Genomic DNA, 21,097 nt, shown 5'->3' on the forward strand with positions numbered 1-21,097 from the left:
CTCCTACACGGACAGCGACGCGCTCAACGGACTACACCCTCGTTCGAGAAGAGCCCAGTATCTTCCCGGCTCGTTGAATGCGAGACCCAACCCTGCCTCGGCAGTGCTATCGAGCGACCCCGGATAGGAGCCGCTCCCCGCCTGCACTCGGATACTGTTAGCCACCGAACGGTCCTCGGAGTTCCAGTACCGATCAGTCGAGGGCACCGCAACGGTACTAGCTCCCGACTCATAGTGATATGTGCTGAGGCGACCGCCCTCGGGCCCTTCTACCGCTCCGAGCTCGAACCGAACATTGGCATCGATATCGAGACCGTTCTTCGGCACGAACGAGGCGTCGGGGCGGACTTGGAATGTGTTCCCACCGGCAACGCCATCGTCCGTCTTGCCGGGTTTGGTTCTGAACAGTATCTCGTCAGGGTCGGCCACCGAACGCCATGGGCCTTGAAAGCCCGAGGCCGCACCGATCATATTCGACTGTGACCATTCCTGTTCGTCCCGTTTCGGAATGCTGATCACGGTCTCCTGGGGCGAGAACCATTGAGCCTGATCCGAGGCCACGTATCCGCCGAGGCTGAACGTACCGTTCTGCAGGCGTGCAGCGAGGGCGATGTCCGCGCCGGTCGCCACCGGCTCAGTAAACTCTTCATCGCCGGGTTCCCCGGGCGGGTCTTCGGGACCGGGATCATCCGGGTTCTCCGCCTGCGGCTGTTCACAGAGTTCCACACCTGCAGGTTCAACACCAACCGCAAACGTATAAGTAGCTGAATGCTCGACCTTTGGCCCGGCTTGGGAATCGCTGCTGGCAGCCGTCACACAGTAGACACCCGGTTCCGTAAACACAAAACCTGTTGTCACGTTCGTTCGCCCGAGCGTCTTATCGCTCACTCCTGGCTCATCGTAGATATTTGGATTACCAGTCCAATCACCCGCATTCGAGAAGCCGAAAGGTGAGTTCGTGCCTGGACGCGAATCCACCACAGAACCCAATTCCCATTTGCCATCCGGACGTATGAGCCTGGTCCTGGCGTCATGAACGACGAGCTCACCACCACCACTAGTACTCACGTCCGAAATACTCACCGTGGTAGTCCCCAACAAATCCCCTGGATACCCGGACCAAGGAACAAATCCCGTATCAAAACTGATCGTCAAGGGGTTGATCGCTTCAAAGCCTGTTTCAGGGTTCTCCTTCGAAAGTGTGCGCCACACTTCATTCTTATCAGGGACCCATTCCTCCCAAGTAGATTGCACACGCGCGGGCTGGCCCGGTACACCACCAGGCCACGGCTCGCTGTTCTGGATCGAGATGATCGTCGACTCGACCGGGTATCGTTCGAAAGAACCGTCCCCTTCTACAACCATGACCGACTGCGAGAGTCCCGATTCGTCACGCTTCGTCGCGAGCCGGATATCGCCTTCATCGAGCACCGTGGGTTCCGCGTCTTGGCTCTCTGGAACCGTTTCCTGCGTCGAGGGAGCGGGCTGCTTCTGCTCTGCAGGGTTCGGCTCGGTGGTTTCACCATCGCTCGGCTCGACTTCGAAGCGGTAGTTCGCCGAAACCTCAACGGCCTGTTCACCGCCCGCACCGGAACCCCCGACATCGCCTTCCTCCGATTCTCCGTCAGCGGCAATACTTGCGGTGCCGGTCACGTTGATCGCGTACTCGCCCTCGGTGTCGAACTGCCACTCGAGTGCACCGGCGCCATCGGAGGCAATCGTGAGGGATTGTCCCGGTGCCCAGGCGGTGCGGACCTCCTGCTCGTCGAGGGCCGCGATCTGCAGCGATCCCTCGGCGGGAGTCGCAAGCACCTCATACGTCAGCTCGAGATCCTCGATCGCGTACCCCTCGGGAGCCGCCGCGGTGTCGACCACCACCGGCACTGCCGTGGCTTCCCCCGCAGGAGTGCCGAAGACTGCTCCGGCGGGGTCGAACGCTTCACCGTTATGCGCCGCAAGGAGTGCTAAGCCCGAGTCGTCAGCGATGAGCGCGGGGATCGAAGCCTCCGCGAGCGGGATCGTCGTCGAGCCTTCATCGGCGCTCGCGGGCTCGGCTGGAGGCACATCTGCGAGCAGGGTTGCCGCGATCAGCGTTGAAAGCGCCAGGATCGCCGGCTTCCGGAAACGGGAACCGCGCGAGCGGGGCGGGACTTCTCTGTGTACGAGGGACATATCCGTGTTTCTAGAGTTCGCGAGCCGCGCAAGCGGCTCTGAGTGATACCGTGCACCGGACGCAACCCGACCGGTGCTGGCGAGAGGCGGAATGCCGATCGCGCTGGGTGGGGCAACCCGTGCGTTGCCCACCCAGCGCGACTCAGCTATTGCTGGCTAGTTGACCGTGAAGCGGTAATCCTGCTGAGCAATCTCAACGCCGCTGGCAGCATCAGTCGCAGTCACACTGATCTCGTAGTCACCAGTCGCGCCGAACTCCCAGTCGAAGTGCTCGTGGTAGTTATCCGCGAGGACCTGCGAATCGGTAGGGTCGTTTTCCGAGATAGACCATTCCGCATCGACATTGGGGTCGTTGACATTGGAGATCGTCAGGCCTCCACCGTTCTCGCTCTCGACGAGATCGATAGTGATCTCCACGTTGTCCGCATCCGGGTAGTCGATGCGGAAGCCACCGCCGGTCGTGTCGCCCGCCGCGCTGTGGTCCGCGGGGATCAGCTGGTTGCTGACGCTGTACCACTCGTCGGTGGAGTAGTCGTACCACTGCTCGTTCTCGTGGTCGTAGCTCGTCAGATCGCCGGTCGAGTCGAGCGCGACGATGTCGTACTCGCCGTTGGGCACCTGCGTGCCGGGCCAGGCCTGCGCGACCGAGCCTCCCGCGAAGGCGAGCGCGCCCGCCGTGAGGAGGGAGCCGACGGCGAGGACGCCGCCGCGGTTGAAGCGGCTCTTCTGCGTGGACTGCTCGGCCTCGGGGTTCAGGGTGATGTTCGTCATGGTGTGATTACCTTTCAGTTGCATTCAATGGGTGATGAATTTCTCCAAAGGCGCCATCGGCATCGCGAAGGATCGTGCGGCCGACGGCGATAGTCACCACGTTCCAGCAGGTGCTCGTGCACGAAGGGGTCAGCGACCCGGCTGCCGGAACGTGCACACCATTCGGGTGGAATAGATGAAGTGCGTACGGATGTAGCCGTGGAACTGCCGACGCACGGGCGCCCAGCCTCCGTCGACGACGGCTGCAGGGGCCTGATGCCCGTGGACCTCGACCAGTTCCTCGGGGCGGCAGCCGCAGCGCGGCACTCCGCCGGACGCGAGATGGCCCCGATGATGCAGGTGGCGGCTCGCGACCGCACTGGCAGCAGTTCCCACGAGTCACCCCTTCCGTTCGAAGCCCGAGCACTAGTTGATAATGATTCTCATTCGCGTCAACTCGAACTCTAACCAGATTGCCAGCGAACGTCAATACGCGACACCGTCGCGTTAGTCACAAAGCGCAATATCCTCCCCGGCCTCGCCGAAGATTCCTCCGAAACGAGGCAGACGAACGAGGACAGCCCGCGGACAGCGGCCCGCGGCCGTGCCCCCCCTTCGGCCATCAGGAAGAACGCCGCTGCAGCCGCGCGAGCACCAGCGCGACCGCGAAGCACCCGATGTAGGTGGCGCCCACCAGGCCCCAGCCGATCGCGTACTCGCCGGTGACGTCGACCACGGCGCCCATCACCGCGGGCCCGAGCGCGAAGCCGAGGTACATGCCCGCCGAGACCAGCCCCGAGGCGATGCCCACGCGCCCCTCCGGCGCGGCGGCGACGATGCCGGAGTTGATGACCACGTTGGCCGCGAGCGGCAGGACGGCGTGGAACGCCACGCCCACCCACATGAGCGCGTCGAGCTGCGTGCGCTCCGCGGCCACGAGGAACAGGAGTCCAAGGACGCCGCCGAGGCTCATCACCATCACGAGCACGGCGGGCCTGCCCCAGCGGCCCGTCGCCCGGCCCCAGCCGATGCGGCTCAGGATGCCGATGACGCCCACGACGCCGAGCATGAGTCCCGCGATGGTGATGGGGTATCCCATCGCATGCACCGCGAACAGCGACGCGAAGGCGTTGACGCCCTGCGTCCCCACGGCGTTGAGGAACGACACGAGCGCGAACAGCCAGACCGCCGCGGGCATCCTGCCGCCGGCCGTGGACGCGGATCGCGTATCGGCGGCCGGGGACTTCCGCTCCAGCTCGGGCGCGATCCGGGACAGCCGCGAGATCACGATCCACGCGAGCACCAGCCCCGCGGCGCACATCCCCGCGCCCGCGAGCGCGGCGCCCCGCCACCCCGCCGCGGCGGCGATGACGGGGAACGACAGCCCGGCGATGAGCATGCCCATCTGCACGCCCGACTGCTTCCACCCCATCCAGGCCGAACGCTGCCGCAGCGGCACCCGCGAGGCGATGATGCGGTTCGTGAAGGGGTTCGAGAAGGCCTGCGTGGGGCCCACGATGAGCGCGGCCAGCACGAGCAGCCAGTAGTTGTGGAACGAGGCGCCGACCACGAAGGCGAGCAGCGCCCCGCCCAGGATGATGAGGATCTGGGCGCGGGGGCCGATGCGGTCGGCGGCCGCGCCGACGAACGCCGAGGTGAGCCCCGCGCTCACGAACACGACCGAGAGCAGGATGCCGTAGCGCCCCTCCGAGATCGAGAACTCGTCGATGATGGTCGCGCTCAGCGCGCTGAGGGCGAAGTTGAAGACCGGTCCCGCCGCCATCGCCACCATGAGCACGACGAGCAGGATGCCGGGCGCACGACGAGGCGCCCCGGGTGCGGGAGCTGACATGCTGTTCAGCCTAATCCCGCGCCCCGGGGCGCCTCGTCATCCGACCGCGGCCGGTGCTACTGGTCCGAGTAGGGGTCCGGCACGGCGGTGTACTTGGTGTACATGTACTCCTCGATGCCCTCGAAGGAGCCCTCCTTGCCGACGCCCGACATCTTCACGCCGCCGAACGGCGCCGCGGCGTTGGAGAGCACGCCCACGTTGAGGCCCATCATGCCGGCCTCGATGCGGTCCATCATGCGCTGGCCGCGCGAGAAGTTCTCGGTGAAGACGTACGACATGAGGCCGTACTCCGACGCGTTGGCGAGCTCGACGGCCTCCTCCTCGGTCTCGAAGGGGATGATCGGCAGCACCGGGCCGAAGATCTCCTCCTTGACGACCTGCGACTCGAGGCCGACGTTGTTGAGGACGGTCGCCTCGTAGAAGTAGCCCTCGCCGGCGCCCTTGTTGCCGCCGATGACGACGTCGGCGCCCTTCGACTTCGCGTCCTCGACCATCTCGGCGACCTTCTCGACGGCCTTCGCCTCGACGAGCGGGCCGATCACGACGCCGTCCTCGGTGCCGCGGCCCATCTTGAAGTCGGCGACGCGGGCGGCGACGCGCTTCGCGAACTCGTCGGCCACCGACTTCTGCACGAACACGCGGTTCGCGGCCGTGCATGCCTGGCCGATGTTGCGGAACTTCGCAAGGATGACGCCGTCCACCGCCTTGTCGAGGTCCGCGTCCTCGAACACGACGAACGGGGCGTTGCCGCCGAGCTCCATCGAGGTGCGGAGGACCTTCTCGGCGGCCTTCTTCATGAGGTTCACGCCCACCGGGGTCGAACCGGTGAAGGACACCTTGCGGAGGCGGTCGTCCTCCATGATGACGTCCGAGACGCCGGCGGTGTCGCGGGTGGTGACGAGGTTGACGACGCCCTTGGGCACGCCGACCTCTTCGAGGATCTTCACGAAGTACAGCGTGGTGAGCGGCGTGAGCGACGCGGGCTTGACGACGCAGGTGTTGCCCGCGGCCAGCGCCGGGGCGATCTTGCGCGTGGCCATCGCGAGCGGGAAGTTCCAGGGGGTGATGAGGAAGCAGGGGCCGACCGGCTGCTTCGACACGAGCATGCGCGCGTTGCCCTCGGGGGTCGATCCGTAGCGGCCGATGATGCGGGGGGCCTGCTCGGCGAACCAGCGGATGAACTCCGCGCCGTAGGTGACCTCGCCCTGCGCCTCGGGCAGCGGCTTGCCCATCTCGATGGTCATGAGCAGCGCGAACTCGTCGCGGAGCTCGATGACGCGGTCGAACGCCTTGCGGAGCAGCTCTGCGCGGTGGCGGGGCGTCGTGCGAGCCCACTCGTCCTTGACCTCGACGGCCGCGTCGAGCGCCGCCTTGCCCTGCGCGGGCGTCGCATTCGCCACACGGGCGAGCTCCTCGCCCGTGGCCGGGTCGAGCACCGCGAAGGGCTCGTTTTCGCCGTCGACCCACTCGCCGCCGATGTACAGCTGCGTGGGCACCTTTGCCAGAAGTTCGGCCTCGTTGGGGAAGGGCATACCTGTGCTCCTATTGACTGATTCGTTTGCGGTAATTGTCTCGCATCACAACGATTCCGCGCGAATACGCACGTTGGTTGAACGCTACACCCCGCCCCAGTGCGAAACGTCCATACCTGTGCACTATCGGCGCAGGGTTTCTTGTACGTTTCGCACGTTGCTCCGTCCCCGCCCCTCCGCCCGGCGGCGCACGCAAAAACGTTGCCTCGGGGGAACACGGCATCCCCGAGGCAACACAGGTATGTTGCCACATCCCGCCCCTGTTCGTGAACCCGTCCGCCTGCGGGACGACCCGGCAGCGCTCCTCGGATGATGCGTCGCGCGCGCACGCGCGGGTACGCTCGAAGGAATCGAGCGGCGGGACGCGCGCGAGCACCGCCCCTCCGACCACCGGTCCGCGGCGCTGGCGCCATTCACGAGGGGGTTCGCATCATGACTTCGACACGGCGGGTGCTCGGGGCGCTGGCCGCCTTCGCGGCCTCGGCGCTCGTCCTCTCCGGCTGCAGCACGTCGGACGGGGCGCCCGAGACGAGGGAGACTCGAGGCGCGCAGATCGAGAGCCAGGGCGATGGATCGCTGGGCGGCCTCGGGAACGCGAGCGGCGACAGCAGCGGCTCGGAGGCCGATGCGGACGGCGACGCCGAGGGCGGCTTCCAGAGCCCCGAGGAGCAGAGCGTCTTCGACCTCACCGTGGGCAGCTGCATCACCGAGGCCAGCATGGCCGGCACCGAGCACCAGTCCCTCTACACGGTCCCGTGCTCGCAGCCGCACACCTTCGAGGTGTTCCACGAGTTCACGATCGACGACCTCGAGAAGTTCGACAAGACGGAGGTCGAGGAGAAGTCGAAGTCGGGCTGCACCGGCACCGCCTTCAAGAACTTCAACGGCAAGGCCTGGATCAACTCCGCGCTCGGCGTCACCTACCTGATGCCCACCCAGGGCAGCTGGGACCAGGGCGACCGCCTCGTGACCTGCATGGTCTACGAGGAGAACAGCGGCGACGTCAGCACCGGCTCCCTCGAGGGCGCGAAGCTGTGACCGGCGCTCCTCTCCAGGAGTACATCTCCTGCTCCGATGGACGGATATCGGCGAGCAACCCGCGCCGATCGCTGCGGAGTGGGCCCGATTCCCAGTATTCTCTTGATATCGACGGTCGGTCCCCTGGGTTCCGAGTCCCGCCGAATCACCGTCAACAGTGAAGGAATAACAAGACAATGGCTTCGAAACTGCGCATCACGGGTGCACTCGCCGCATTCGCCGCTTCGGCACTGCTCATGTCGGGCTGCACGTTCGGCGGAGACGATGAGGAGCGCCAGGACCGCTCCGACACCCCCCAGGCCGAGACGCAGGACACCAACACCGACTCGGGCAGCGACACCACGGAGGAGACTCCCGAGGAGGAGTTCCAGGAGCCCGAGGACGCGGACGTCTTCTCGCTCGCGGTGGGCGACTGCATCACCGATGCCGACATGTACGGCACCGAGGTTTCCTCGGTCCCGACCGTGCCCTGCTCGCAGCCGCACACCTTCGAGGTCTTCTACGAGGAGGAGCTGCCCGACGGCGATGGCGAGTTCCCCGGTGAAGACGGAATCCAGGACGCCGTGATGGACATCTGCTACGGCCAGTCCTTCACCGACTTCGTCGGCGTGGCCTGGGACAGCTCGGAGCTCGACGCGCTCTACCTCGCGCCGACCCAGGGCAGCTGGGACCAGGGCGACCGCCTCATCAGCTGCCTCGTCTACGAGGAGCAGGAGGGCAACGTCACCACCGGCACCCTCGAGGGCGCGAACCGCTAAGGCTCCCGACGCGCTTCACGACGTGCGGCCCCGCGCTGAATACAGCGCGGGGCCGCATCACTTTTCCCCGCGTGCCGCAGACGCCGCCCCTTCGGCCAGGGATGTGATGAACTTGACATCGTGCCCCAATTCACGCTCCGCCAGCTCGAGTACCTCACCACCGTCGCCGAGCACGGCAGCATCGCCGCGGCCGCGAACGCGCTGCACCTCTCCGAATCGGCGGTCGCCACGGCGCTGACCCAGCTCGAGAAGGCCGTGGACGCCACCCTGCTGCTGCGCCGCCGCGCGCACGGCGTGGTCCTCACCGTCGAGGGCGAGCGCGCCGTCGCCCTCGCCCGCACGCTGCTCTCCTCCGCGGCCGATTTCGTCGCCGAGCTCGCCCCCGGCGCGCTCACCGGCACGGTGCGGCTCGGCTGCTATCCGACGCTCGCCCCGGCGACGATGCCGCGCCTCGTCCGCGATCTCGAGGCCACGCATCCCGGCGTCCGCGTCGACGTCATCACCGACCACGCCGAAGGTCTGCAGGACGCGATCCGCAACGGCCACCTCGATCTCGCGGTCGGCTACGGCCGCCGCCTCGCGCCCGATCTCGCGAAGGAGCACCTCTACAGCCTCGCGCCGCACGTCGCCCTGCACCCCGATCACCCCCTCGCCGGGGCGGATGCGGTGCGGCTCGCCGACCTGGTCGAGGAGCCGTTCATCCGCTACGACCGCTCCCCCAGCTGGGAGAACACGCAGTCCCTGCTCGACGACGTCGGCATCACCGCGGTGCGCACGCGCTTCAGCACCGACGACTTCGAGCTCGCGCGCTCCTTCGTGGGGGCGGGGCTCGGATGGAGCCTGTTCGTCGTCCCCTCCCGCGCGGAGCGGACGCGGGACGGCATGCGCGTGGTCGATCGCCCCATCACGCCCGCGCCGACCCCGGCCGACGTCGTGGCCTTCTGGAACGCGTCGCGCCCCCGCATCCGCGTCGAGCCGCTGCTCGCCGCGCTCCACGCCCAGGCGCCGGCCTGAGCGCCGCCTCCCCCGCGATGTGCGGTGCCCGAAGCCCGAACTGCATGACACCAGACACGGGACACGGGACACGGGACACGGGACACGGGACACGGGACACGGGACACGGGACACCAGGATTATGCGGGTATGCGGGAGACCCAAGCCAGCGCGAGCCACCCACGAGCGCACACCGTGGATAGGACACGAACGCGGGAGCTCTCCGCGGATAGGAGACGAACGTCGGGTCTCTCCGCGGATGTGAGGGAAACGCCGACAACCACCGCGGATGTGAGGCGTATGCCGGGAAAACCGCCCGCAAACCCTGCAACCGCCTCACATCCGGCATTTGCCTCACATCCGCAGACACCTCATACCCGTGGAACCGAACGCCACCGTTCGGCGCCGAAGTGCGCCCGCATGCCTCACACCTCAACAGCGGACCAGCACCATACGGATGCACCGCACCTCACGGCGCCCGGCACGAAGAACACGCAGGCCCCGACCCCCGATATGAGGGAAACGCCGGGCTCCTCCGCGGATGTGAGGCGTATGGCGGGAAAACCGCCCGCACACCCCGCAAACGCCTCACATCCGGCATTTGCCTCACATCCGCGTTCATCTCATATCCGCTTTGCCACGCATTCGACGCCCGGGCAGCAGTCGGCACTCACGCGCATCCGGTGTTCAGCCGCAGCCGCGTTCAAGCCGCGGCCGGATTCAAGCGACAGCCGGGTTCAAGCGGCAACCGGGTTCAAGCGGCAACCGGGTTCAAGCGGCAACCGGGTTCAAGCGGCAACCGCGTTCAAGCGACAGCCGGGTTCAAGCGGCAGCCGCGTTCAAACGACAGCCGCGTTCAAACCGCGACCAGCGCTCGGGCAGCGGTCGATGCTCGTCCATATCCAGCGCTCAGCCGCATCCCGGACGAGACTCGCAGACCACGCCTGAACGACAACCGGTGCTCAAACGGCATCCGATGCTCGACCCGAAATCCACGCCTGAGCGGCAGTCGGCGCTTACGCGACAGCCGGCGCTCGGGCAGCAGCCGGCGCACGCTCCGCCTCCGCGCTCGGCTCGCCTCCGCATCGCCCAACCTCCCGCGCCCGGCGGACAGCGGACAGTGGGCGGCGGACGGCGGGCGGCGGGAAAACGGCGATGGGCCGCCCCTGACGGAGCGGCCCACCGCGGAGCGGCAGCGACGAGCGCTACTGCTTCTTCGAGGTGCCAGGGGCGTCCTCCACCCCGTGGTACTCGATCATGATGGCCCGGGTCTCGGTAGGCCGGCGATCCGGGTCGAAGAGCTCGTACTTGCCGGACTCCTCGAAGCCGATGTCAAGCGGGATGCCCCTGCGGTCGCGCAGCACGAGCGTGGCGGCCAGCGCCACGACGATCATGATGAGCAGGTACTGCGAGACCGCGAGGGTCGTGCTGAACCCGTCGACGAGCGCGGCGGCGATGGTCGGGGCGAAGGCGCCGCCCAGGATCGCGCCGATCGCGTACGAGATCGAGACGCCCGAGGTGCGCACCGACGCGGGGAACGTCTCGGCGTACCACGCGGCCTGCGGGCCGTAGGTGAGGCCGAGCCCGACGGCGAAGGAGCACATCGCGAGGTAGAGCATCGCGATCGAGCCGGTATCGACGAGCCAGAACAGCGGGAACGCGAGCAGGATCATGATGAGCCAGCCGATGACGTACGTGTTCTTGCGCCCGATGCGGTCGGCCATGTAGCCCGAGATGAACGTGAACACGAGCCACGCGAGCGCCGCGAGCGTGACGCCGTTGAGCACCGCCGTCTGGTCGAGGCCGGGGCCGAGCGGGTTCTGCGTCGAGTAGTTGAGGATGAACCCGCCGGTGATCATGTACCCGGAGGCGTTGTTGCCGGCGAACACGAGGGCGAGGAGGATGACGAGCTTCCAGTGCTTCTTGAAGAGCTCGACCATCGGCATCTTCGTCTGCTTGCCGCTCGCCGCGATCTCCTTGAACACGGGCGACTCGTCGACGGCCTGGCGGACGATGAAGCCGACCACCACGAGCACGATCGAGAAGACGAAGGGCACGCGCCAGCCCCATTCCATGAACGCATCGCCGGGGGTGATGACGCCCGACATGAGCGCGAGCACGCCCGTCGCGAGCAGCATGCCCAGGGGCACGCCGAGCTGCGGGAACATGCCGAAGCGGCCGCGCTGGTTGACGGGCGCGTACTCGACGGCCATGAGGACCGCGCCGCCCCACTCGCCGCCGGCCGAGATGCCCTGCAGGATGCGCAGGATGATCAGCAGGATGGGCGCGGCCACGCCGATCGTGTCGTAGGTGGGCAGCACGCCGATCAGCGTCGTGGCCACGCCCATGAGCACGAGCGTGATGACGAGCATGGCCTTGCGGCCCACTCGGTCGCCGAAGTGGCCGACGAGCGCGGCGCCGAGCGGACGGAAGAGGAAGGAGATGCCGACCGTGAGGAACGAGAGGATCTGCCCGAAGGTGCCGCCGACCTGCGAGAAGAAGAGTTCGTTGAAGACGAGCGCCGCGGCGTTCGCGTAGATGAAGAAGTCGTACCACTCGACGGTGGTGCCGACGATCGTAGCCCCGGCGACGCGCCGTCGCTGCGACGCGGTGAGCTGCGGTTTGGCTGCAGTGTCCATGGCTCCTCTAACTGGATTGGGATGAGTTGATTGCCCTCGGCGGCGCCGGAGCGGGGCCCGGCTCCATGCCGCCGCCCCGCTCCGTCACAACGCCCGGTGGGTCACTCCGCCGGAGATTCGACGGCGTGCCCGATTCCGCGGTACCGATCCGGATCGCGGCGACGGAAGACCTCACCAACAATAATGCCGATCAGGCCGCCCAGGATCACGAGCAGGGGCAGCAGGTAGGTGAGGAAATCGCCCTGCGGCATGTCCATGAGCACCGGGAAGTTCACCAGGACCAGGATGAACACGGTGGTCAGCGCGATGCCCGCGATGGCCGGCGCGATCAGCCGGGTGAAGATTCCGACGCCCCGGGCATCCTTGACGAAGAACATCACCACCGCGAGGGCCACGATGGCCATGAGCAGGATGAGCCCGAACGCGCCGGTGTTGGTGAGCCACGTGAACATCGTCAGCACCGGGAACAGCGGGTCGCCCGAGTCGCCCATGATGAAGCCGAGCGTGACGAGCACCGCGAGGATGCTCTGTGCGAGCGAGCCCGAGACGGGGGCGCCCGCCTTGGAGCGGCGCGCGAACCACGTCGGCAGCATGCCCTCGTTGCCGAGCTCGGCGAAGTAGCGGGCCACGGTGTTGTGGAAGGCCTGCAGCGCGGCGAAGAGGCTCGTGATGAACAGCAGGTTCGCGATGTCCACGATGATCGTGGCCGCGTGGCCGTCGAGGAAGACGAAGAGCAGGTCGGGGCCGAACTCCTGGCTCTGCCCGACGATCTCCGACTGGCCGACGCCCGTGACCATCGCCCAGGCGCTGAACGCGTAGAAGAGGCCCACGACGATCACGGCGAGGAAGGTCGCGCGGCCCACGGTGCGCTTCGGGTCCTTGGCCTCGCGGGCGTAGATGGCCGCGGATTCGAAGCCCATGAACGCCGCCACGCCGAACGCGAGCACGGCGCCCACGCCGGGCACGAAGAGCTCGAGCGGGTTGAGCGGCGCCGGCGAGTAGCCCTCGGGCGCGACGCCGAGCGCGATGATGTCGAACACGAGCACCACGACGAACTCGAGCGCGACGAGCACGCCGATGATCTTCGCGGAGAAGTCGATGCGGTTGACGCCGAGCACGCCCACGAGCACGACGCCGATGAGCACCCACAGCCACCAGGGCGATTCGATGCCGAACCGGCCGTTCAGCCAGCTCGAGATCGTGAAGCCCCACATCGCGAAGATGCCGATCTGCATCATGTTGTAGGCGACGATGGCCGCGTAGGCCGTGCCGACGCCGAGCGATCGGCCGATGCCCTGGGCGACGTAGGGGTAGAACGCGCCCGGCCGGTCCACGAAGCGAGCCATCGCGGCATAGCCGAAGGCGAAGAGCGCGAGGATCGCGGCGAGCACGATGTACCCGGCGGGCACCGTCGTGAGCTCGGTGACCGCGAAGCTCGTGGGGGCGCCGCCCGCGATCACGGTGAGGGGCGCGGACGCCGCAACGATCATGAAGGCGATCGACAGGACGCCGAGCCGGCGCTCGGGCTGATGTTCCGAGCGCAGATGGCCCGTATGGGGGGGCGGGGGTTGCAGATGCCATAGTCCACCTCGTTGTGACTGGTCGTGGTTCGGCGCGCAGGGCGCCCGAGTATGAGTTCGAGTCAATCCGATTTCCCGCGGGCTCGCAGGAAAATCCGTCGACGACGCATCCATCATCGATCTACGAACGTAGAAAAACAAGTCCCGGCTCGAAATCCGCCCCGTGCCCGAGTCCCTCCGGCCGACTACAGTTACCGGGGAGACGCGCATGACAGAACAGCACGAGCCCCCGCACCCGCCCGCCGACCAGGCCGCCGACGGCCCGGACGGCGACGCGCGAGCGCTCGGGCTCCCGGAGTTCCGGGACGCGGTCTCGCGCTCCTTCGTGCCGCTGCTCGTCACGGCGCCGGATCCCGACGCCTTCCGCGCCCGCCTCACGCAGGCGAACGTGCACGGCGTCTCCTTCACCGACATCCGCGCCGACGCCCACGTCGTCGAGCGCACCCCCGAGCTCATCGGGCGCACCCCGGGCAGCTTCTACAAGATCAGCCTGCAGCTCGAGGGCCGCGGCCTGCTGCGCCAGGGCGGCCGCGAGGTCGAGCTGCAGCCGGGGGACCTCGCGATCTACGACACCGAGCAGCCGTACACGCTCACCTTCGAGCGCCGCTTCCGCACCATGGTGATCCAGCTGCCGCACGACCGGCTGCACATCCCCCACGAGTTCGCGAACCGGATGACCGCGGTGCGCCTGGACGGGCACGAGGGGCTCGGCCGCGTGGTGTCCCCCTTCCTCGCGACGATCGGGACCAATCTCGCGGAGCTGCACGGCCCGGCCGGGGCGAAGCTCGCGCAGAACGCCGTGGACCTGCTCGAGACGCTGTTCGCCACCGAGTTCGACCTCGCCCGCTACGCCGCCGATCCGCGGCGGGCGCAGCTGCAGCGCATCCGCGACGACATCGACGAGCGCCTCGACGATCCGGCGCTCTCGCCGCAGACCATCGCCGCGAGCGCGTTCATCTCGGTGCGCCACCTGCACAGCCTCTTCCACGACCAGGGCCAGACCGTGGCCTCCTACGTGCGCACCAGGCGGCTCGAGCGCTGCTACCTCGACCTCACCGATCCGTCGAGCTCCGAGGTGCCGGTCGCGACCATCGGCGCCCGCTGGGGCTTCAAGGACGCCGCGCACTTCAGCCGCGTCTTCAAGGGCGCCTACGGCGAGACGCCGAGCGCCGTGCGTCGCCGGGCCCTCGGCTAGCGGGATCCGCGGCGCACGCCGCTGGCCCCTCGGCCAGCGGGATCGGCGGCAAGATGTCGTCCTCCGACGGCTCGGGGCCGTTTGCGAAGGCATGACGCGCTCTACGACGTCTTAGCGCGGAACCGGACCTCGGCCGAACGGTCAGGGCAGACCGCGGATGCCAGGCCGGCCCTGTGGCCCGGGCACCGCCCCCACAGGTCCGGGTGCCGCCCCTACGGGCTGGGGCGGCACCCGACCCCGGAGCGGGCCGCGGCGCGTGCGCAGCCGATCCGGATGCGGCTACGGCCCGGGGCGCCGAGAACTCGTCGTCGACAAATCCGCGATCGTTCTTCTACACTCGTAGATGAATGGCGCGGCGGACCGCGCACCACCCGCAACGACGCGGCAGCGAAAGGACACACGTGAGCGCACACGACACACGAATCGACTTCCTCTACCTCAGCGAGCAGGACACGATCGCGGCCGGGGTCACCGACATGGCGGCCTGCGTGGACGCGATGGAGGAGACGCTGGCCCTCGTCGGCGCGGGCGACTACCGCATGGGCGGCCCGGACGGGAACTCGCACGGCTCGATGCTGACCTTCCCCGAGCATCCGCAGCACGAGGGCATGCCCGCCGACGGCGCGCACCGCCGCTTCATGGCGATGCCCGCGTACCTCGGCGGCTCCTTCCAGCACGCGGGCTGCAAGTGGTACGGCTCCAACCCCGCCAACCGCGAGCGCGGGCTCCCCCGCTCGGTCCTCATGTTCACGCTCAGCGACAAGGACACCGGCGCACCCCTCGCGTTCATGTCGGCCAACCTGCTCAGCGCCTACCGCACCGGCGCGATCCCCGGCGTCGGGGCGCGGCACCTCGCCCGCCGGGATGCGCGCACCGTGGGCGTCGTCGCCCCCGGCGTGATGAACAAGACCACCCTCGAGGCGTTCATGGCCGTGTGCCCGCGCATCGAGCTCGTCAAGGTGCACGGCCGCACCCGCTCCCGGGCGGAGGAGTTCGCAGCGTGGGCCGAGCAGCAGTACCCGGGGCTGAGCGCCGTCGTAGTGGACACCATCGAGGAGGCGGTGCGCGACAGCGACCTCGTCACCATCGCGCCGACCACCCCGGCCGGCTCCGAGAACTACCTGCGCATCCGGCGCGAATGGGTCAAGGACGGCGCCTTCGTCAGCCTGCCCGCCGACATCATGATCGACGAGGCGCTGCTGCGCGACGCCCGCCACGTGGCCGACTACCGCGGGCTCTACGAGGCCTGGCACACCGAGGTCCCCTCCCCCGGCCACGAGCACATCGGCCTGCTCGGCATGTACCTGATGGACCGCATCCGCGAGGGCGAGGTCGAGGACGCCGTGCTCGAGGACCTCCCCCGGATCATGTCCGGCGAGCGGGAGGGCCGCCGCGACGAGGACGAGATCTTCCTGTTCTCGGTGGGCGGCATGCCCGTCGAGGACGTCGCATGGGGCACCGTGGTGTACCGCAACGCCCTCGAGCGCGGCATCGGCACGACCCTCAACCTCTGGGACGCCCCGGCCCTCGCCTGAACGCACCGCTTCGAAAGGAACCCCCCAATGAACACCTCCGCCCCGCTCACCGTCGCCGTCATCGGCCTCGGCGCCGTCGGCTCGATGGCCGCCTGGCAGCTCTCGAAGCGCGAGAACGTGCGCGTCATCGGTCTCGAGCAGTACGGCCGCGTGCACTCGCACGGCTCCTACGCCGGCGAGTCCCGCGTCTTCCGCAGCGCCTACCACGAGGGCGGCATCTACGTTCCGATGCTCCTCGAGTCGCGCGAGCTGTGGCGGCGGCTCGAGCAGGAGTCGGGCCGCGAGATCTACTACGAGGTCGGCTGCCTCTCGATCGCGCAGGAGGACCGGATCGAGTACCGCACCACGCTCGAGACCGTCCACGACTACGACCTGCCGCACGAGCTGCTCGACACCGACGAGCTCCGCGAACGGTACCCGCAGCACCGCATCCACGACGGCGACAAGGGCATCCTCGACGCCTTCGGCGGCGGCCTGCGCCCCGAGGTCGCGGTGATGAGCGCCCTGCGCCTCGCCGAGGAGGCGGGTGCCGAGCTGCGCTTCAACACCCCCGTGCTCGCCATCGAGGAGGAGCCCGGCGGCGTGGTCGTCCGCACGCCGCAGGAGGCGCTGCGCGTGGATCGCGTCGTCGTCGCCTCCGGCTCGTGGTCGAACCGCATCCGCCCCGAGCTCGACGAGCTGCTGCGGCTGCAGGTGCTCGGGCTCACCTGGTTCATGCCGGAGCGCGGCATCGAGCCTTTCCTGCCCGAGCGCTTCCCCGCCTTCCTGCGCGACGTCGGGCCCGTGCACTTCTTCGGAGCCCCGAGCTTCGACGGCTACAGCATCAAGGCGTGCTCGAACCCGACGTGGCCCGTCGCCCGCGATGTGCGGGAGGTGCCGACCGCCTACACCCGCGAGGAGCTCGTGAAGATCGGCCAGCAGGCCGCGGAGTTCTTCCCCGGGCTCAACCCGGAGCCCGTGCGCTCGAGCGTGCACCACTGCGCCTACACGCCGAACCGCATGCCGGTGGTCGACCTGAACGGATCCTCGCGCATCGCGGTGGTGGCGGGCCTCTCGGGCCACGGATTCAAGTTCGCCCCGAAGCTCGGCGAGCTCGCCGCGCAGCTCGCCGCCGACGGCTCGACCGAGGGCGTGCCGGAGGAGTTCGCGCTCGCGCACCACATGCGGGTGCTCCGCGAGCGCGGGGCGTACACGGGCGGCGGCCACTAGCCCGCGCCTCCCCGCGCCGGGTGCTCCTCGCCGCTGCTCGACGATCATCATGCCTCAGTCTGAGGATGGATCTTCGGCGTCGGGCATTCGGCCTCCGGTCGCGAGCCCCTACACTTTTCGCGGAGGCCGCGGAGTCGGCGGCCCTGACGAATAGGACTTGAAATGAAGCGCAAGCACATCACCGCCCTGGTCGCCTCGCTCTCGATGGTGGCCGCGCTCACCGCGTGCAGCAGCGACGGCGACAGCGAAGCCCCCGAGGCCAACGAGAACGACACCTCGCAGGACGCGGGCGCCGGCGAGGAGGCCCCCGCGGAGGAGCAGGGCGGCGCCGAGGAGGCGCCCGCTGAGGACGGCGGCGCGGCATCGGGCTCGAGCGACGTGTCGATCACCCTCGACGGCGAGGCAGTCGAGTTCGCCGACCCGACCGTCTCCTGCGCGGACAGCGAGATGGGCTTCGCCATCGGCGTCACCTCCGGCGGCGCCGTCGGCGAGGAGACCGTCGCGGTGGTCCTCACCTCCGCAGAGGGCGACGGCGTCACCGCCGCGACCTACACCGATGCCGAGGGCAACGCCGTGGCCTACGCGGAAGGCGTCGGCGCCGGCGAGCCGACCGTGACCGTCGACGGCAACACCTACACCGTCTCCGGCGAAGCGATGTCGGCCAACCTCGAGGACCCGACCTCGAGCTCGACGGTGCAGTTCGAGTTCGTCATCACCTGCCCGTAACTGCGCAGCGCGAACCCGCGGCCCCGGAACCCGTTCCGGGGCCGCGTCGCGTTTCCGACGCGGGTTCCCGCTCCCAGGGCATTCTCCGCGAGTCGCACCCGCCCTTGATCGCGAAGCCGTACGGTGCTGCGCAACCACACCGCATCCGACCCCTCGGGGTCGTGCGAAAGGGGATTGCGATGAAGCACACGACGATGAAGACCCTGATCGCCGCCGTCTCGACGGCCGCGCTCCTGACGGCCTGCAGCAGCACCGATCCCGAGGAGACGGCCCCTCCCGAGACCGGCCAGGACGAGCAGACCCAGGAAGGGGTCGGCCAGGAGACGCCCTCGCAGGACGCGGATGCCCCGGTCGAGACGGAGCCGCCCGCGGAGGAGCCTCCCGCCGAGGAGGATCCGTCGGCGTCCGACCCCGCGGTTTCCGAGGCCCTGGTGACCGTCGACGGCGAGCCCATGGATCTCGGCGAATACGTCGTCGAGTGCGTCCACAGCTCCGGGTTCGTGGTCGGCGTGTACGCGACCTCGCCGAGCGCGGAATACGCCGTGGTCCTGCACTCCGAGACCGGCGAGGGCGGCCTCCAGGCGCTCGCGTTCTACGACCCCGAGGACAACTCCCTGCAGTGGAGCGAGGGCATGGACGGCATGGCCGCGCCCGAGGTCTCGGTGGACGGCCAGACCTACACGGTCTCGGGCGAGGGCATCTTCTTCCCGGTCGACGGCTCGGAGGGCACGCGCAACACGCCGTTCGAGTTCCAGGCGACCTGCCCATAGACCCGGAGCCGGGAGCCGCCGCCCGGAACGCCGTTGCGGATACGAATAGGGTTCACAGCCCGATATCCGGGTTCTGAACCCTATTCGCATCCGGAACAGCAGCACGGGCGGGGCAGCCGCCAGCGTTCTCCAACCGGAGCCTTCCGCGCGGCCGATACCCTCGGAATGAGTGCCGCAATGGAGCGGCCCCGACGAACAGGACTGCAGATGACACGCACACGCATCGGAGCGCTGGCGGCATCGATCTCGCTCATCGCGGCGCTGACCGCATGCAGCGGCGACGATCAGGGCGACGCGGAGCCCGCTGCCGAGAACGACCAGGACACCGCGGACCAGCAGGCTCCCGCCCCGGAGGCGCCGACGGAGGAGGGCGCGGTGCAGGGCGAGGCCTCGTTCACGGTCGGCGGCGAATCCTTCGACATCGAGGACCCTCTGATCGAATGCGCGGGCGGCGATAACGGCTTCGCCATCACCGTGGCCCCGTCGGACGAGTCGAGCCAGGAGAACTTCGCGGCCGTGCTGTACTCCGAGTCGGGCGAGGAGGGCGCCGAGGCCGTGGCCTTCACCTTCGACGACGGCAGCAATATCGCGTGGCTCGACAGCATGGACCCGGTCGAGGTCTCGCTTGACGGCAGCACCTACACGATCACCGGCCAGGCGCCCACGAACCGGGAGGGCGTCGAGATCATCGAGAACTCGTTCGCGGAGTTCGAGTTCGTCATCACCTGCCCGTAGCGGGGCGGTCGCCGCCGGGAGCGCCGTTCCGGATGCGAATACGTGTCATAGCCCGATATCCGGGTTCTGAGCCCTATTCGCATCCGGAACAGCAGCGGGTGCGGCAACCGGCCCCGCACAGCGCCCGGCAAGCCGCGGGCGGCACACTCGACGCATGAGTGATATCCGCATCGCGCGCGTCTACGACGACGCCGAGTCCGAATCGCGCTACCGGGTGCTCGTCGACCGGCTCTGGCCCCGCGGCGTCAAGAAGGACGATCTGCAGTTCGACCGGTGGGACAAGGAAGTCGCCCCGTCGTCCGAGCTGCGCAAGTGGTTCGGTCACCGGGCGGAGCGCTTCGACGAGTTCGCCGAGCGCTACCGCGAGGAGCTCGACTCGAGCGAGGCGCCCGGCGCGCTCCTCGACGAGGCCGGGGACCGGCCGATCTCCCTCCTCATCGCGGCGAAGGACGCCGAGCACAACCACGCCGTCGTGCTCAAGCGGTACCTCGAGGAGCTCGCCGGATAGCGACGCGCCTCGGGCTCCGGAGAGCCGGGTCGGCCCCGTGGCAGACTGGGGCCCATGCCGAGCAGCGTCCCCGCCATCAACCGGAACCCGACGACGAATCGCCGGCTGCATCCCGACCGTGCGTGGATCCGCATCCTCCGCGTCCTGCTCGGCCTCCTCACGCTCTCGGCGGTGGTCTGGAACGTGTACCGCTCGGCGAACGGCCTGACCGAGAGCACCATCGTCCAGTCGCTCTCGCAGTTCACGAATCAGGCCAACCTCGCGTTCGGCGTCTCCCTCGTGATCGGCGGGCTCCTCCCCCGCGAGCGCCTGCCGCGCTGGTGGGACCACCTCCGCGGCGGCCTGGCCTTCTGCATGGTCATGACCGGGCTCATCTACGCGCTGCTCGTCGCCGAGCCCGGCGAGATGCTGCGCTGGGACGTCGAATGGTCGAACCTCGTGCTGCACCGGCTCACCCCGGTCGCCGGGCTGCTCGGGTGGCTCGCGGTGACGATGACCGTGCGCGGCGCGTGGGGCCGCCCGCTCGCGTGGCTGCTCTACCCGGTCGCCTACCTCGTCTACACGTGGGTGCGCGGCGGCATCGCGGGCTGGTATCCCTACGGGTTCCTCGATCCGCTCGGCGACGGCGGCTGGGGCGCCGTGCTGCAGACCACCTCGATGGTGTTCGTCGCGTTCCTCGCGGTGGCGCTGGTGGTGCACGTGCTCGGCAATCTGCGCGTCGCCCTGGCCCACCACGGCCGGTAGGTGCGGATGCGCTGCAGCCCGGTGCGGATGCGCTGCGGTCCCGGTGCGGATGCGCTGCAGCCCCGGTACGGATGCGCTGCAGCCCCGGCTGGATGCACGACAGCCGTGGGCCGCCGTACGGCCGACTTCGACAATGTGAGGCGAGGGCCGGATTCGGACGCTGCAAAACCCGCGTTCCCCTCGCGTCCACAGCCGGCACCAACCCAGGCGAACAGGGCCCGGACGATATGAGGCGAATGCCTGATTCAGGCGCTGCAAAACCCGCGTTCGCCTCGCATCCACAGCCGGCACCAACCCGGACAAACGAGACCTGGGCGATGTGAGGCGAATGCCGGGTTCAAAGCCCCGAAAGCCCGCGTTC

General features: G+C 68.5%; 17 protein-coding genes. 11 read left to right on the plus strand and 6 right to left on the minus strand.

Annotation, left to right across the window (positions count from 1 at the left end; genetic code table 11):
* Nucleotides 1-3 precede the first annotated feature (3 nt).
* The 4 genes from FM112_RS16830 to FM112_RS06800 form a co-directional block, all read right to left on the minus strand.
* Complete coding sequence (locus tag FM112_RS16830; protein ID WP_140400602.1) at nucleotides 4-2,172, minus strand: hypothetical protein; 2,169 nt, start codon at nucleotides 2,170-2,172, stop codon at nucleotides 4-6.
* 156 nt (nucleotides 2,173-2,328) lie between these two features.
* Nucleotides 2,329-2,943 (minus strand): hypothetical protein, encoded by a 615-nt coding sequence (locus FM112_RS06790; protein ID WP_087005479.1) that lies wholly within the window; start codon nucleotides 2,941-2,943, stop codon nucleotides 2,329-2,331.
* 601 nt (nucleotides 2,944-3,544) lie between these two features.
* Complete coding sequence (locus FM112_RS06795; protein ID WP_087005482.1) at nucleotides 3,545-4,774, minus strand: MFS transporter; 1,230 nt, start codon at nucleotides 4,772-4,774, stop codon at nucleotides 3,545-3,547.
* Between the two features lie 56 nt (nucleotides 4,775-4,830).
* The gene (locus FM112_RS06800) at nucleotides 4,831-6,306 is read right to left on the minus strand and encodes an NAD-dependent succinate-semialdehyde dehydrogenase (protein WP_087005485.1); all 1,476 of its coding nucleotides are present in this window, start codon (nucleotides 6,304-6,306) and stop codon (nucleotides 4,831-4,833) included.
* A gap of 432 nt (nucleotides 6,307-6,738) precedes the next feature.
* Here FM112_RS06800 and FM112_RS06805 point away from each other — a divergent pair, with 432 nt between their 5' ends.
* The 3 genes from FM112_RS06805 to FM112_RS06815 all read left to right on the plus strand — a co-directional run bounded on the left by FM112_RS06805 (nucleotide 6,739) and on the right by FM112_RS06815 (nucleotide 9,116).
* Nucleotides 6,739-7,344 (plus strand): septum formation family protein, encoded by a 606-nt coding sequence (locus FM112_RS06805; protein ID WP_140400603.1) that lies wholly within the window; start codon nucleotides 6,739-6,741, stop codon nucleotides 7,342-7,344.
* Between the two features lie 176 nt (nucleotides 7,345-7,520).
* The gene (locus FM112_RS06810) at nucleotides 7,521-8,102 is read left to right on the plus strand and encodes a septum formation family protein (protein WP_087005491.1); all 582 of its coding nucleotides are present in this window, start codon (nucleotides 7,521-7,523) and stop codon (nucleotides 8,100-8,102) included.
* Between the two features lie 120 nt (nucleotides 8,103-8,222).
* Nucleotides 8,223-9,116 carry a LysR family transcriptional regulator gene (locus tag FM112_RS06815; protein WP_087005494.1) on the plus strand — a complete coding sequence of 298 codons (894 nt, stop codon included), beginning with the start codon at nucleotides 8,223-8,225 and terminating at the stop codon, nucleotides 9,114-9,116.
* A 1,184-nt stretch (nucleotides 9,117-10,300) separates the two neighbouring features.
* Here FM112_RS06815 and FM112_RS06820 read toward each other — a convergent pair.
* Both FM112_RS06820 and FM112_RS06825 read right to left on the minus strand, forming a co-directional pair.
* Complete coding sequence (locus tag FM112_RS06820; protein WP_087005496.1) at nucleotides 10,301-11,734, minus strand: MFS transporter; 1,434 nt, start codon at nucleotides 11,732-11,734, stop codon at nucleotides 10,301-10,303.
* 101 nt (nucleotides 11,735-11,835) lie between these two features.
* Nucleotides 11,836-13,308 carry an APC family permease gene (locus FM112_RS06825; RefSeq protein ID WP_369678162.1) on the minus strand — a complete coding sequence of 491 codons (1,473 nt, stop codon included), beginning with the start codon at nucleotides 13,306-13,308 and terminating at the stop codon, nucleotides 11,836-11,838.
* Nucleotides 13,309-13,522: 214 nt separating this feature from the next.
* Between FM112_RS06825 and FM112_RS06830 the strand changes: the two genes are divergently transcribed.
* The 8 genes from FM112_RS06830 to FM112_RS06865 all read left to right on the plus strand — a co-directional run bounded on the left by FM112_RS06830 (nucleotide 13,523) and on the right by FM112_RS06865 (nucleotide 20,736).
* Nucleotides 13,523-14,509: a helix-turn-helix domain-containing protein gene (locus tag FM112_RS06830; protein WP_087005501.1), complete on the plus strand. Its 987-nt coding sequence runs from the start codon at nucleotides 13,523-13,525 to the stop codon at nucleotides 14,507-14,509.
* 401 nt (nucleotides 14,510-14,910) lie between these two features.
* Complete coding sequence (locus FM112_RS06835; RefSeq protein WP_254910400.1) at nucleotides 14,911-16,044, plus strand: tyramine oxidase subunit B; 1,134 nt, start codon at nucleotides 14,911-14,913, stop codon at nucleotides 16,042-16,044.
* Between the two features lie 27 nt (nucleotides 16,045-16,071).
* Nucleotides 16,072-17,253, plus strand: coding sequence for an N-methyl-L-tryptophan oxidase (gene solA, locus FM112_RS06840; protein WP_087005509.1), 1,182 nt, complete (start codon nucleotides 16,072-16,074; stop codon nucleotides 17,251-17,253).
* Nucleotides 17,254-17,415: 162 nt separating this feature from the next.
* Complete coding sequence (locus tag FM112_RS06845; RefSeq protein ID WP_087005512.1) at nucleotides 17,416-17,979, plus strand: lipoprotein LpqH; 564 nt, start codon at nucleotides 17,416-17,418, stop codon at nucleotides 17,977-17,979.
* 179 nt (nucleotides 17,980-18,158) lie between these two features.
* Nucleotides 18,159-18,749: a lipoprotein LpqH gene (locus tag FM112_RS06850; RefSeq protein ID WP_087005515.1), complete on the plus strand. Its 591-nt coding sequence runs from the start codon at nucleotides 18,159-18,161 to the stop codon at nucleotides 18,747-18,749.
* A 207-nt stretch (nucleotides 18,750-18,956) separates the two neighbouring features.
* Complete coding sequence (locus tag FM112_RS06855; protein WP_176386714.1) at nucleotides 18,957-19,484, plus strand: lipoprotein LpqH; 528 nt, start codon at nucleotides 18,957-18,959, stop codon at nucleotides 19,482-19,484.
* Nucleotides 19,485-19,638: 154 nt separating this feature from the next.
* On the plus strand, nucleotides 19,639-19,992 hold the full coding sequence (locus FM112_RS06860; protein WP_087005520.1) for a DUF488 domain-containing protein: 354 nt from the start codon (nucleotides 19,639-19,641) through the stop codon (nucleotides 19,990-19,992).
* Nucleotides 19,993-20,046: 54 nt separating this feature from the next.
* Nucleotides 20,047-20,736 carry a Pr6Pr family membrane protein gene (locus FM112_RS06865; protein ID WP_087005523.1) on the plus strand — a complete coding sequence of 230 codons (690 nt, stop codon included), beginning with the start codon at nucleotides 20,047-20,049 and terminating at the stop codon, nucleotides 20,734-20,736.
* The last annotated feature ends 361 nt before the right edge of the window (nucleotides 20,737-21,097 follow it).

This window comes from Gulosibacter sp. 10 (genome assembly GCF_900163695.1).
Classification (GTDB): domain Bacteria; phylum Actinomycetota; class Actinomycetes; order Actinomycetales; family Microbacteriaceae; genus Gulosibacter.

Excerpts from the sequence above, each read along its gene's own strand:
- FM112_RS06850 (WP_087005515.1), top strand. The coding sequence starts at position 18,159 with ATGAAGCACACGACGATGAAGACCCTGATCGCCGCCGTCTCGACGGCC.
- solA (WP_087005509.1), top strand. The coding sequence starts at position 16,072 with ATGAACACCTCCGCCCCGCTCACCGTCGCCGTCATCGGCCTCGGCGCC.
- FM112_RS06800 (WP_087005485.1), bottom strand. The coding sequence starts at position 6,306 with ATGCCCTTCCCCAACGAGGCCGAACTTCTGGCAAAGGTGCCCACGCAG.
- FM112_RS06820 (WP_087005496.1), bottom strand. The coding sequence starts at position 11,734 with ATGGACACTGCAGCCAAACCGCAGCTCACCGCGTCGCAGCGACGGCGC.
- FM112_RS06845 (WP_087005512.1), top strand. The coding sequence starts at position 17,416 with ATGAAGCGCAAGCACATCACCGCCCTGGTCGCCTCGCTCTCGATGGTG.
- FM112_RS06805 (WP_140400603.1), top strand. The coding sequence starts at position 6,739 with ATGACTTCGACACGGCGGGTGCTCGGGGCGCTGGCCGCCTTCGCGGCC.
- FM112_RS06795 (WP_087005482.1), bottom strand. The coding sequence starts at position 4,774 with ATGTCAGCTCCCGCACCCGGGGCGCCTCGTCGTGCGCCCGGCATCCTG.
- FM112_RS06830 (WP_087005501.1), top strand. The coding sequence starts at position 13,523 with ATGACAGAACAGCACGAGCCCCCGCACCCGCCCGCCGACCAGGCCGCC.
- FM112_RS06810 (WP_087005491.1), top strand. The coding sequence starts at position 7,521 with ATGGCTTCGAAACTGCGCATCACGGGTGCACTCGCCGCATTCGCCGCT.
- FM112_RS06860 (WP_087005520.1), top strand. The coding sequence starts at position 19,639 with ATGAGTGATATCCGCATCGCGCGCGTCTACGACGACGCCGAGTCCGAA.
- FM112_RS06790 (WP_087005479.1), bottom strand. The coding sequence starts at position 2,943 with ATGACGAACATCACCCTGAACCCCGAGGCCGAGCAGTCCACGCAGAAG.
- FM112_RS06865 (WP_087005523.1), top strand. The coding sequence starts at position 20,047 with ATGCCGAGCAGCGTCCCCGCCATCAACCGGAACCCGACGACGAATCGC.
- FM112_RS06855 (WP_176386714.1), top strand. The coding sequence starts at position 18,957 with ATGACACGCACACGCATCGGAGCGCTGGCGGCATCGATCTCGCTCATC.
- FM112_RS16830 (WP_140400602.1), bottom strand. The coding sequence starts at position 2,172 with ATGTCCCTCGTACACAGAGAAGTCCCGCCCCGCTCGCGCGGTTCCCGT.